This window comes from Paenibacillus sp. MCAF9 (genome assembly GCF_052114265.1).
GTDB lineage: Bacteria > Bacillota > Bacilli > Paenibacillales > Paenibacillaceae > Pristimantibacillus.
The window spans coordinates 434034-446106 of the sequence record NZ_JBFREL010000001.1; the positions used below are offsets into that span (position 1 = coordinate 434034).

Annotated in this window: 11 protein-coding genes; all 11 read left to right on the forward strand. The window is 43.5% G+C overall.

Annotation, left to right across the window (positions count from 1 at the left end):
- The first annotated feature begins 9 nt into the window (after nucleotides 1–9).
- The 11 genes from AB4Z45_RS02060 (at nucleotide 10) to AB4Z45_RS02110 (ending at nucleotide 12012) form a co-directional block, all read left to right on the forward strand.
- Complete coding sequence (locus AB4Z45_RS02060; protein ID WP_441907666.1) at nucleotides 10–1674, forward strand: ABC transporter substrate-binding protein; 1665 nt, start codon at nucleotides 10–12, stop codon at nucleotides 1672–1674.
- Nucleotides 1675–1780: 106 nt separating this feature from the next.
- Nucleotides 1781–1954, forward strand: a complete 174-nt coding sequence (locus tag AB4Z45_RS02065; RefSeq protein WP_076265982.1) for a lysine biosynthesis protein LysW — start codon at nucleotides 1781–1783, stop codon at nucleotides 1952–1954.
- A 9-nt stretch (nucleotides 1955–1963) separates the two neighbouring features.
- Nucleotides 1964–2860 carry a RimK family alpha-L-glutamate ligase gene (locus tag AB4Z45_RS02070; RefSeq protein WP_441907667.1) on the forward strand — a complete coding sequence of 299 codons (897 nt, stop codon included), beginning with the start codon at nucleotides 1964–1966 and terminating at the stop codon, nucleotides 2858–2860.
- Between the two features lie 20 nt (nucleotides 2861–2880).
- Complete coding sequence (locus AB4Z45_RS02075) at nucleotides 2881–3540, forward strand: degT/DnrJ/EryC1/StrS aminotransferase (RefSeq protein WP_441907668.1); 660 nt, start codon at nucleotides 2881–2883, stop codon at nucleotides 3538–3540.
- A complete protein-coding gene (locus tag AB4Z45_RS02080) occupies nucleotides 3537–4862 on the forward strand; it encodes a DegT/DnrJ/EryC1/StrS aminotransferase family protein (protein ID WP_441907669.1) in 1326 nt (441 codons plus the stop codon). Before AB4Z45_RS02075 ends, AB4Z45_RS02080 begins: the two co-directional genes overlap by 4 nt.
- On the forward strand, nucleotides 4859–5911 hold the full coding sequence (gene argC / locus AB4Z45_RS02085) for an N-acetyl-gamma-glutamyl-phosphate reductase (protein WP_441907670.1): 1053 nt from the start codon (nucleotides 4859–4861) through the stop codon (nucleotides 5909–5911). Before AB4Z45_RS02080 ends, argC begins: the two co-directional genes overlap by 4 nt.
- Nucleotides 5911–7758 carry a M20/M25/M40 family metallo-hydrolase gene (locus AB4Z45_RS02090; RefSeq protein ID WP_441907671.1) on the forward strand — a complete coding sequence of 616 codons (1848 nt, stop codon included), beginning with the start codon at nucleotides 5911–5913 and terminating at the stop codon, nucleotides 7756–7758. Before argC ends, AB4Z45_RS02090 begins: the two co-directional genes overlap by 1 nt.
- Entirely contained in the window at nucleotides 7759–8559 is an 801-nt protein-coding gene (locus tag AB4Z45_RS02095; RefSeq protein WP_441907672.1) for a 1-deoxy-D-xylulose-5-phosphate synthase N-terminal domain-containing protein, read from the forward strand.
- Nucleotides 8556–9494 (forward strand): transketolase family protein, encoded by a 939-nt coding sequence (locus AB4Z45_RS02100; protein WP_441907673.1) that lies wholly within the window; start codon nucleotides 8556–8558, stop codon nucleotides 9492–9494. Before AB4Z45_RS02095 ends, AB4Z45_RS02100 begins: the two co-directional genes overlap by 4 nt.
- Nucleotides 9484–10698: an MFS transporter gene (locus AB4Z45_RS02105; RefSeq protein WP_441907674.1), complete on the forward strand. Its 1215-nt coding sequence runs from the start codon at nucleotides 9484–9486 to the stop codon at nucleotides 10696–10698. Before AB4Z45_RS02100 ends, AB4Z45_RS02105 begins: the two co-directional genes overlap by 11 nt.
- A gap of 51 nt (nucleotides 10699–10749) precedes the next feature.
- Nucleotides 10750–12012, forward strand: coding sequence for an ATP-grasp domain-containing protein (locus tag AB4Z45_RS02110; protein WP_441907675.1), 1263 nt, complete (start codon nucleotides 10750–10752; stop codon nucleotides 12010–12012).
- The last annotated feature ends 61 nt before the right edge of the window (nucleotides 12013–12073 follow it).

Here is a 12073-nt window from a genome sequence, read left to right on the forward strand (position 1 = left end):
GAGAAACAAATGAAAACAAGGTTTCGAGTACCAGGATTCATATTATTAACCGTCTTTATGATTTTCCTATCGGCTTGCAGTGAAACGAAGCAGGAAAAAGCTGAAGCAACAGCAAAACCAGCGAAGGAAGAGGTTTCTGTAAAGGCAACAACCAATGACACCAAAGCAAAAAAAACCTTATACATTGGTATCGTTAATGCTCCTGTTACTTTAAATCAAATCAATACGCAAGGAAGCTCGGCGTCGCTTGCCCCTATTAATTTACTTAATGATTCTTTGCTCGATGTAACGGATACCGCACAATTTATACCGAAGCTGGCGGAATCTATCGAGACGCAGGATAAGCAAACTTACCATATCAAGCTTAAAGCGAATGCCAAATGGAACGATGGAACTCCTTTTACAACGGCAGATGTGGCTTTCACCTTAAAGCTTGCACTCCATGCCAAAGTAGAATCATCCTTCAAGCTGGATTTTATCGAAGGCTTAAATGAGATTGGGAAACTGGATGAAGGGAAAACAGAGCTTTCCGGATTAAAAATTATCGATCCAACGACCTTCGAGATCAAAACAAAAACACCGATCGATCCGCTCGTATTTAATGAACGTTTCGGTGTCAAGGTTAATTTCTTGCCCGAGCATATTCTAAAAGATGCCAATCCAGAGCAGCTTTCAACGAATGAATATTTCCAGAAACCATTAGTCACCATTGGTCCCTATAAGTTTGCAAATTATGAGCAGGGCCAATTTGTCGAGGTGACGAAAAATGAAAATTACTACCTCGATGTACCTAAGATTGACACGATATTCATAAAGGTGCTTCCCGCCGCAAATCTTGTAGCACAGCTGCAGACGGGAGAAATTCAAATGAATTCTTTGCCGGTCGGGCTTGTACCGATTACGGATTATGATAAGGTGAAGGGCTTTGAGAATGTAAATGTAACCTCTGCTCCAGCCTCTGAGCCAGCAGAAATATTCTTCAATACGGAGAAGCTGCCTGATAAAAAAGTGCGCCAAGCGATCGCCTATGCGTTGAACCGTCCGCTCATCGTGGAGCAGCTGCTCAAAGGGCAGGCAGAAATTATTGATGGAGGCATCCCAAGCTCGCATCCCTATTTTAATAAAAACATTGCCAATTATGATTACAATCCTGAAAAAGCAAAAGAGCTTTTAAAAGAAGCGAACTGGGATCCCAAACGTACGATTACATTTATTATTCCAGTTGGGAATAAGGTTCGTGAGCAGGCTGCTGATATTCTCGTACAAAACCTAGAATCTGTTGGGATAAAAGTAGACGTTCAGAAATTCGATTTCCCAACGTTAATCGATAAAGTGGAGAAGGGCGAGCATGACATTACCATATTCACAAGAGATTACTATATCGAACCAAGCCTCTATTTTACAACCTATAAAAGTGATGATCCCGAGAGTGTGATTCGATTTAAGAATCCATTAGTCGATGAGCTGATTAAAAAGGGTGAACAAGAAATCATAGAGGAAAAACGTCACGAGATTTATAACCAATTGCAAGAGGTACTGCACGATGAGGTTGCAACTTTAGCTGTTTATTCCGAGAAACGTTTGCAGGTCGTATCAAAAAACGTCCTGGTTGGAAAACCGCTTAATCTAGGTACGTTCAATAATGTAAACCAGTGGGATATAGAAACGAAATAGCATCACACGGTTTTAATAATGCTGCAAGTCATGTAGTTATTTCTCGGTTTTACGGAATTTATTCCATTTATATATGTTTTTAAAACTTATAGGAGGTGCAAGGAAAATGGCAGATTTGAATTGTTTGGTATGCAAGTCGGATATCGAGGTGGAAGAGAGTGTAACGACGGGAGAAATTTTGGAATGCGGTTCATGCGGTCAAGAGCATGAAGTGCAAGTCGAATCCAATCTTGTAAGCATCGCTCTAGCTCCAGAAATAGAAGAAACTTGGGGAGAGTAGGAACCGAACATGGAGCAGAATCGTGCGATTTTATTATGTGTTACAAAGTTGCGGGAAGAAGAACAACGAATTATCGATCATCTTCGAGCTTTAGGCGTACAAGTGCAGGTGAACTTGGATTCCATGGAGTTACCATTAGGTGAGCCTGATGTCCATTCCTTCGGACTTGCTCTCATTCGTTGTCTCTCACAGAAAAACGCGTTGAATCGAGCCCATCTGCTTGAATTAGCCGGTCTTGAAACGTTGAATTCGGTCAAAGCAATTACGATTTGTACAAATAAAATACATCAAGCGATTGTGTTTCAAAAACATGGCATTCCCCAGCCCCAATATAAAGTAGCTTTTACACCAGAGAAGCTCTTCCAAGCTTTGCAGACATTTGGAGATTTATGTGTCATTAAGCCGGCAACCTCATCTTGGGGAAGGGGAATAGCTAGAATCACCGGCAAAGAATGCTTAGATGGCTGGATAGCTGCAAGAGAATCTGTAGACCCTGGGCATCAATCGTTCCCTGTATTAGTGCAAGAATATGTGGAAAAAGGCGATTTTGATATCCGTGTTGTCATCGTAGGCAGCAAACCGATTGCTGCGTTCCGCAGGGTTTCGGCAGACAATTGGAAAACGAATACGCATCTAGGCGCAGAAATCGATCCTCTAGAAATTAATGATGAAATGGCATCCATTTGCAAACAAATAATTGAGGTTTTGGGCGAAGGCATTTATGGTGCAGACTTGTTTTTTGATTACAAGCAGCAACGATATGTCGTTTGTGAAGTCAATCAAAACCCAGAATTCGCAAAGTCTTGGAAAATTCATGGTGTCGATGTGGCCTACCATATTGCACAATATGTAAAAGCTGCGATTGAACGAAAAAACAAGGCCAACTTAACTGTTATATCGCGGTAAATAGGGAGGTTAAATAGGAAATGGGAGAGACGTTAACGAAACCAGAAGCTGTCATCCAAAAAGAAAACTATTTTTCATTGTCATTTGTATTATCGAGAGTACTAAATTCAGGCGTCATTATGAGTATTGAAAAAAATGATCTTGAATTAAAAGGATTGGAGAAAGGGATAGCCAAGCTGACCAACAAAAAATATGTCTCCTTATTTAATAGTTACACGGGTGCGATTCATGGTGCGCTGTGGGGACAGGACTTAGGCTACCATACATCTGCACGACTTGATCATCCGAGTGAGCAGGAAAAAAAGTTTATTCAGTGGTTAGGAATCACACTCATTTCAGATCCACACATAAAGCAGGCTTATGTAACCGTTGAAGTTAATTGGGATAATCTTCAGCAGTTGGATCAGATCATTTTTAAAACCAGCGACTTTGCTCCCGTACTCGTTTTGGACTTTACGGGACTAGGCTTTGGACCGGTTGCTGCCATCGCTGCAAATGATGATAATATTTGGAAAAAAGCAGAGCGCTTGAAGATTTTTGGTGCCTTTGATTTACAAACGATGTGGACACAGGAAGAAAGTGAACCTGACCTGCAGCCAGCCTTGCAGTTCAACTACAGGCTTAGCCCGCTCGTAGCAGCATGTGTGAAGCTAACACTCTTAAGGAGGAACCAATCATGATGAAGTCGGATTTTATTCGCAAGCCGTTAGCGCTGCCTTCGGATGATTGGGTTCAAGCACCTTTAGCCTTTCTGGGGGGACCATCTATTATTCCAGAGGATGTCAGGAAGACGAATTTCCCAATCATCACGAAGGAAGATGTCATCCAAATGCTTATCTCCATCCAGCAGGATGGAGAACAAGTTGTCGATGAGTTCAAGGAAACGTATCGCAATTATGTTGGGGCGAATTATGCGATTGCTACAGCGAGCGGTACATCCAGCCTGCACCTCGCATTAGTTGGGGCAGGTGTACAGCCCGGAGATGAGGTGATCGTTCCTGCATTCACATTCATAGCAACCGCTCAAGCCGTTGTTGCAGCGAAGGCGATCCCCATTTTTGTGGACATTGACCCTATATCCTATTGCTTAGATCCACTAAAAGCCGAGCAAGCCATAACGAACAAGACAAAGGCAATCATGCCCGTGCATGTACATGGCCTGCCTGCTGATCTACCTGCATTGAGACGTCTGACTGACAAGTATTCGCTTCGCCTTGTGGAGGATGCTTCCCATGCGCATTCCGCATCAATCCAACAACAACTCGCCGGTTCCATTGGAGACAGTGCAGGGCAAAGCTTAATGGCCGATAAAAACTTTCCTGTAGGCGGGGAAGGAGGCATCGCTTTTTTCAAAGAAAAGGAGGATTATGAGCGCGCACTAACGTTCCTAGATTCATCAGGCATTGATTACCGCATGTCGTGGATTGCAGCTGCTTTCGGTTTGAGCCAGCTTTCCCGCCTTCCTTATTATGATGCCATTCGTGCACGGAATGCAGCCTATTTAACCAATGAGCTTTCAGAGACAAAGCTGTTTAGCGGACCATTCGTACCGGATGGGTATAAGCACAGCTATAACATGTATCGCGTTAAACTCTCGCCCGAGCGACTTGGGCTTGAGGACTTGGAGGATTATCTTGTAAAAGATGCTGTTCAGCAGCTCATTAATTCTGAAGGCGTATTTGCTAGAGAGTGGCAAAATGTACCGATACCTGGTCATCTGCCGTTCAAAAATCGAAAAGGCTTTGGAAATGGTTATCCGTTTACGTTATCGGACCGTCAAGATTTTGGTTACGATTTGAACCATTTCCCTGAAACATTGAAGATGCTTAGAAACAGCTTAACGATATGCAGAGAATTAAGAACGCCTATAGAATATGAGCGAATTCAAGCTTACGCCTTGGCTTTCAAAAAAATTGATGCGAACCCGCACATTATTCGTGAACTGGTAGAGCGAGGCAGCGATCTTAAAGTGCTGTATGAAAGAGACGCTAGATTAGGATGAGTACAACAGAACAACAAAAGAAACGAGTAGCCATTCTAGGCGGCAGCGGGTTCACTGGCGCTGAGTTATACAGGCTGTTAAATAAGCATCCTCATTTTGAAGTTCAGTTTGTGTCCTCCGAATCCAAGGCGGGATACCCGGTGGATAAGTTCTATATCGGTTCTATTCATAAAAAGAAGCACAGCTCGCTAAAGTTCAACAAAATATCCGAATTAGACGGTCATTACGATGCGGTTTTCTCCTGTTTGCCCACAGGCTCCTTGCCTAAAATCATCCAGCATGTTGCAGAGCATACAGACTATATCTTTAATCTAAGCGGGGATTATCGCATATCCGACCCCGATATATTACATCAACATTATCCAGAAACATTAAAACATGCATTTGAAGGCGGATGGCACTACTATGTTCCAGAGTTCAGCAAAATCAATACTGAAACAAAGGTAGTCAATCTTCCAGGCTGTATGGCGGTGGCGACGCTGTATACCCTTTACCCACTTGTGGCGCATGGCTTAATTGAAGGACGTGTAATCACTGATGCCAAGACGGGCTCCAGCGGCGGCGGAAAATCGACAACAGAGCATCATGCGGAGCGCTCCCATAACTTCAGAGCTTATAAAGTACATGGTCATCGTCATCAGCCCGAAGTCGTGCATGCATTATCCTATCATTTGAATCAAACGATAGATTTGCAGTTTTCGGTCTATAGTCTTGATCTTCCCCGAGGAATTATGGCAACCTCGTATTCCTTGCTCAAAGAGCATGTAACAGATGTAGATGTAAAAAAAGCATTCTACAGCACGTATTCATCCAAACCCTTTCTTCATTATTTTAACTCGGGCAATGGTTCACCTATGATCAAAACAGTAGCAGGAACAAATTATGCAGAAATCGGTGCTTATGTGGATGGACGAAATTGTGTTTCCATCGCAACCATCGATAATTTAATTAAAGGAGCTGCGGGGCAAGCCATACAGGCAGCAAACAACTATTTTGGATACTCTGAGGAGGCGGGATTGACATTTGAATTTGAGGGAGCGTGGCCCTGATGAGCAGCGGCAGCTTATATGTAATCAAGCTCGGGAGCAGTACGATTGTAAACCATCCTCACATTTTTGAAGAAATTAGCCGTATCGTAAAGCGAGGAAATCAAGTGCTGCTTGTGGCAGGCGGTGCCGAAGCCATAAAACAAAAATATGAATCCATTCCTCGAGCGATGCCTTTTCTTACATTGCCGTCTGGGGATGAGGTACGGTACTGTTCCCCAGAAGAGATGCCGATTATCCGTGCAGCCTACCATGAGATTATTTTGCCCACGATACACACACAGCTGAAGGCATACGGTCTGACTGTCTACTCACAGCTTGGTGGAGATCAAGGTCTTGTCTATGGCGAGAAAGCGAAACCCCTTAAAGTGATTAAGGATCAAAAAACGATCATTGTCCGTGATTCGTTGTTCGGTCATTTCGTGGGCAGTCATGTGGCATTTCTGAAATCTGCTTTACAGGCCTTTGATGTTGTATGTGTTTCTCCACCAATATTAGATCCAGAACTGCAAGAGTACATAAACATTGATGCAGATGTGCTCGCTGCTCACTTAGCAGTGGACTTAGAAGCGCATCACCTGCGCTTTGTTACTGGAACTGCAGGTTTACTGGAAGATATTGAAGATAAACATTCAACGATACAAAGTGTCTATACGAATGATGAATTAAGCTTTGTAAAAGGGCGCATGAAGCAAAAAGTGCGCGCAGCCCAATTAGCAATCCGTAAGGGCATCTGTGATGTGAATATATCCGGTCCTCATTCTCTGGAAGAGCTCGGCAAAACGTGGTTCTGGAACATGGATCGGGAGCTCAGCGCATTCGATTTATTGAATAAAGTCGCGCGTATTCCTTCGGTCTCTCAGGATGAGCATGTGCTTGCACACTACTTATTAGAGACGATAAAGCAGCCTTCGGTTTCGGGGGAAATAGACCACGCTGGGAACGTCGTTTTCCGCAAAGGGAATGGTCCCCATACGCTGCTCTTGTTAGGGCATATAGATACGGTTCCGCATGTTTGGCCTGTTCGATCTGACTCCAAAGGCATTACGGGCAGGGGAATCGTGGATGCTAAAGGCTGCTTTGTAAATTTCATTCATATGCTGCAAGAAGTTGATGTGCCAGAGAAAGGAACTTTACTTGTAATTGGTGCAGTCGAAGAAGAAATATCATCATCAAAAGGAGCTCATTTCATTCGAGATCACTACAAGGCGGATGCGGTTATTATTGGGGAGCCGAGCGGGGTAGAGAGCTTAACCCTCGGTTATTACGGTCTCTTTAAGCTGGAAATTACTATTCATCGCGCGCAGGAGCATACTGCAGCCAAAGATAGCAGGAGTGTTATCGACGAATTGTACAGTGTCGTATCAGACATTCGTGTTCTCGTACGTGATATCGATCCACAGTCCTTATCCTCATTAATTGATATCGAGCATCAGAATGAACGAGGGTTTTTGACGGTAAAAGGGACGTTAAACTTTAGAATATCACCAGCGGCAGGCAACGATTATCAGAAGAAAATTGATTTGTCATTTGGTGAAAATGTGACTGTTGAAATCTTGCGTGCAACACCAGGATTTTCGAACTCTCGCACAGGCTCCTTAGTCAAAGCTTTTGTTCGCAGTTTCGCTAAGCAGGAGAAATCCATTCACTATATCAAAAAACGTGGAACGAGCGACATGAATACGCTGGCCACAACTTGGGATGCCGTCCCTATGGTAGCTTATGGTCCCGGAGATTCCAGCTTGGATCATACGAATGATGAATATTTACATTATGGTGAGGTAGAGCAGACCAGAACGATTTTAAAAGAAGCTGTAAACGAATGGTTTCGGCTGCGATTGGAGGAATAAATGGAGCTGGCAATCGATATTCAAAGGGAAGAAATCTCCCTGCTGGTTGATAAGGCGAAAGAAGCGAGGAAATTGATCATTGACATGGCTGCATCACTTACAGGATGCCATATCGGCGGAAGTCTTTCTGCGATTGACTTATTGATTGGTGCGTATTCGAAATATGTGGAAGATCCCAATACGCTCATCATTCTTAGCAAAGGGCATGCTGCAGCAGCATTATATGCCGCGCTCCATGTATACGGGATTATCAAGGATAACCCAGCGGATAGCTATGGAAAAGCAGGCTCTTTGTTCACAGGTCATCCTAATCATAAACTGTCAGGAATCCCCTTCGCTACAGGCAGTTTGGGACATGGCATTCCGTACGCAGCAGGCTGGGCACTGGCACAAAAGATGAAACAAACGAATGGACTAGGGATTGTGATCGGTGGAGATGGGGAGCTGCAGGAAGGATTATGCTGGGAAACCGCACAGATTGTCCAAGCCCAGTCGATCACTAATTTTGTATATATCGTCGATTGCAACGGAGGCCAAAACGATGGTTATGTGCATGACATATCACCGCTTCGCAATCTCCGGCAAAGATTTGAAGCGTTTGGCTTTGCTGTCAAGGAAATTAACGGTCATCATTTCGAAGAAATCCTTGCCGCAATTGAACCAGATCCAGATAGACCAGTAGCCGTCCTAGCCAATACGATAAAAGGAAAAGGTGTTGCTGCGATTGAAGGAAACCCCGAAGCCCATTATGTTAAAATCCCGGAGAAGCTCGCCCATAAATGGAAGGTGAGTTTATCATGACCAAGAAGTCAGGTAGAGATGCCTATAAAGATGAACTAACTACGCTTGCGTCCAGCAACGACCAAATTGTATGTATTGAAGCAGATCTAGGAGGCAAAAATCATCCTTTTGGACAGCAGCATCCCCAGCGTTTTTTTAATCTTGGCATTGCAGAATTAGCTGGAATTGATATGGCAGCCGGTCTTGCTGAAGCCGGCTATGTGCCATTCTTCTCAACCTTTGCTTCCTTTGCAGCATTGCGAGCAGCGGAAAGCATCAAGCTGACGATGGGGTATATGGGGAAAAACGTGAAGGTTGTAGCTGCGTATGGAGGGGTATCTGGCGGCTGGTTTGGAACGACACATCATGCACTGGAGGACATCGCAGTCCTCCAATCGTTTCAAAACATACGGATCGCTTGCCCTCATGGTGAGCAGGAAACACGAAGAGTAATACGTGAGGCAGCAGCATCAGAGGAGCCGTATTATATTCGCCTTTCTAGAAATGATGCTTTTGACAGCTTGGATCGAGCAGAGGACGAGAGCTGCAGAAACTTAATTGTTGAAGGAGGCGCACGTACTGCCCGATCCAAACTATGCTTGATTTCCGTAGGTGAACAAGCAACAGAACTTTGCAAGCGGATCGTTCAAGAGGACGACGCTATCGTACATGTGCATTTGTGTTACGTCGACATTCAAAGCTTGAAACCTTATATTCAACCATTAAGTGGTTTAACTGACCAATTTCTGGTCGTTGAGGAGCATAGAGCAACCGGCGGTACGGCGTCCTATCTAGCCTTATTATTGCCAAAGCATCAAGTTCACTCACATCATTGCGGTGAGAAATGGCCGATCTACGGCGGTACACATGCTGAGGTTCTAGACTATTTAGGATTTGGGTTTGAACCACTGAAACAACAAATCCAGAATATTCTAGGAGGTAAGGATGGTTTTTAGCGTACTAAAACAAAGAAACTTTCGCCATTATTCCTTCGCTGATATTATTTCCGGGTTCGGCGTAGGCATGAGTACGATTGGTGCGAACTGGTATCTCATGGATCAGACAAATTCGATTACCGCCATAGGGTTCATGCTTTCCTTAAATGTTATTGCTGGTTTTCTCATCTCCGCATTCGTAGGCACCCTAATCGATAAATGGAATCGTAAAACGATTATCTTATGGGCCAATGGCATTCGGGCGATCGCCTTGTTAATCATAACAGGTGCTTTTGTATGGACGGGATTCCGAATTGAATATCTTTATACATTTGCCATTATTAATGGGATGGGCTGGACCGTGTATATGACGGCTTCTCGAAGCCTGGTTCAAGAAATCCTATCGGAGAAGGACCTCATTAATGGAAACTCCTTAATTGAAATCAGCTTGCAAGTAGGGATGTTTATGGCTGGTGCACTTTCAGGAGTGTTGTACAAATTCGTTGGTTTTGAGATCATTCTTCTTCTGAATGCGCTCGCCTTTATTGTGAGCAGCTTCTTCCTTAGTCGAATTCAATACTCACCTATCCCTTTTGAAAATGATAAAGAGTCCTTTTTTGCAACGTTTAAGAATGGCATAACGTATTTGGCGGAACGTCCATTTATTTTCTTGCTTGGTATTGTATCGATTGTTCCACTCGTTTCTACGATGATTTATAACGTCGTTCTTCCTGGCTATGTGAGCAATACGGTGCAAGGTGATTCTGTTGTATTCGGTTTGTCAGATATGTTTTATGGCATTGGGGGATTATTGTCTGGATTTATTGCAGCACCCTTAGCTAAGAAAATATCACAACATGGAACGATACTATTATTTTTCATGATATCCGTACTGAGCTTGCTCGCTGTAGCGTTTAACCATTTGATACTGCTTTTGTACCTTGGCAGTGTGTTGATCGGATTAACGAACTCTTCGTTACGTATTTTGATGACAACGACGCTGATGGAATCGGTATCCAAATCCTACATGGGTCGAGCGACTTCGGTCTGGATGGCGATTTCCTTGCTCTTGCAGACCTTGTCCGCCACAGGGCTTGGCCTTGTCATTGATCGTTTCTCTCCAGGCGCGGGTTTTATCTGTATGAGCGGCTTGATGTTTATCGGATTTGTCGTGTACTTTGTGATGAATAGTAAAGCGACACAAAAAAGCACACTGGAAGCTTGAATTTTGAATTGCGAACCACTTATTTCATAACCATTAAAGGAGGATAAAGAGATGACAGCAATTAAAACAGTAGCTTTTGTTGAACCAAGTTTCTACGGCGTTAGTTTTGCGAGAGTCGCTTTTGAACAAGGACATAAAGTCATTTCCATCGTTTCTTCCACGGAAAATCCGCAAAAGTATGGATATGAAGGCATTTACCATGATCTAATTGTTGCAGATATTCGAGATGAAGAGTCACTCTACCAAGCGATTGTTGGCTCACCTTATGCGAATCAACTGGATGCGTTAATTCCTGCTACGGATTACGCCTCTCACGTAACTGCGAAGGTAGCAGAGCGCATTGGACTTAGAGGAGTACCATACGAAGCAGCTTTAAAGTCGCGAAACAAAGATTTGGCTAGAGAAGCTTATGCTGAACATCAAGTTCCGAGTGCAAAATTTAAAAAAGTGAGAACTTACGAAGATGCATTAGCAGCTGCGGAAGAGATCGGATTTCCTATCGTATTAAAACCGACGAATTGCGCAAGCAGTCAAAATGTTTATTTCATCAACGATGCAATTGAACTGAAGAATGCAATAGATACGATCTTAGCCTTTAAAGTAACTTATATGGACTTCAAAGTCCGCGATGAGTATTTAATTGAGGAGTACTTGGATGGTCCAGAATTTAGTGTCGAATTATTCGTAAAAGATGGAGAGCCCATTTTCTCGGCCGTTACTGAAAAATTGACCTCACCGCTTCCTTATTTTGTTGAAATTCTTCATACGTTACCTACTTCAGTGCATGTAGAGCATGAGGATCACATCGTTCGTACGGCTGTTGATGCTTTGAGAGCTATTGGGATAGTGAATGGACCAAGTCACGTAGAAGTGAAGCTTACAAGTACGGGTCCACGAATTATCGAGGTGAACGGCAGGCCAGGAGGCGACAATATTTCTTCTGATTTATTAGTGCAAGCGTTCGGTGTTGATATATTTGAAGCAACCGTTAATTATTATTTAGACAACCCGATCAATATTCAGAAACGGTTTAACCGAGCAGCTTCAATTGCTTATGTGACCGCCGATCGAGAGGGTATTTTTGATGGAATTGAAGGCTTTGCCGGTTTAGAACTAAATGAAAATGTTATCCGAGCACAGCTAACGGCAGCTGAAGGAGATTTGGTCACAGAAGCAAAAAGCTCGGATGATCGATTAGGTTATTTCATTACAGTTGGCAACACCCCTGAAGAAGCAAAAGAACTAGCCCTTGCTCTGAAAGAAACGTTAACGGTCGTGTATCACCAGCATGAAACAGAGAGTGCAGCGGGGTAGACGCAAGACAAGATTTAAGTCTGAATAAGCAGGGAACAGGCTATTAATGAGCCTGTTCCTT

Bases quoted from the DNA above. Each gene is read 5' to 3' on its own strand.
- AB4Z45_RS02060 (WP_441907666.1), top strand. From the start codon at position 10: ATGAAAACAAGGTTTCGAGTACCAGGATTCATATTATTAACCGTCTTT.
- AB4Z45_RS02065 (WP_076265982.1), top strand. From the start codon at position 1,781: ATGGCAGATTTGAATTGTTTGGTATGCAAGTCGGATATCGAGGTGGAA.
- AB4Z45_RS02070 (WP_441907667.1), top strand. From the start codon at position 1,964: ATGGAGCAGAATCGTGCGATTTTATTATGTGTTACAAAGTTGCGGGAA.
- AB4Z45_RS02075 (WP_441907668.1), top strand. From the start codon at position 2,881: ATGGGAGAGACGTTAACGAAACCAGAAGCTGTCATCCAAAAAGAAAAC.
- AB4Z45_RS02080 (WP_441907669.1), top strand. From the start codon at position 3,537: ATGATGAAGTCGGATTTTATTCGCAAGCCGTTAGCGCTGCCTTCGGAT.
- argC (WP_441907670.1), top strand. From the start codon at position 4,859: ATGAGTACAACAGAACAACAAAAGAAACGAGTAGCCATTCTAGGCGGC.
- AB4Z45_RS02090 (WP_441907671.1), top strand. From the start codon at position 5,911: ATGAGCAGCGGCAGCTTATATGTAATCAAGCTCGGGAGCAGTACGATT.
- AB4Z45_RS02095 (WP_441907672.1), top strand. From the start codon at position 7,759: ATGGAGCTGGCAATCGATATTCAAAGGGAAGAAATCTCCCTGCTGGTT.
- AB4Z45_RS02100 (WP_441907673.1), top strand. From the start codon at position 8,556: ATGACCAAGAAGTCAGGTAGAGATGCCTATAAAGATGAACTAACTACG.
- AB4Z45_RS02105 (WP_441907674.1), top strand. From the start codon at position 9,484: ATGGTTTTTAGCGTACTAAAACAAAGAAACTTTCGCCATTATTCCTTC.
- AB4Z45_RS02110 (WP_441907675.1), top strand. From the start codon at position 10,750: ATGACAGCAATTAAAACAGTAGCTTTTGTTGAACCAAGTTTCTACGGC.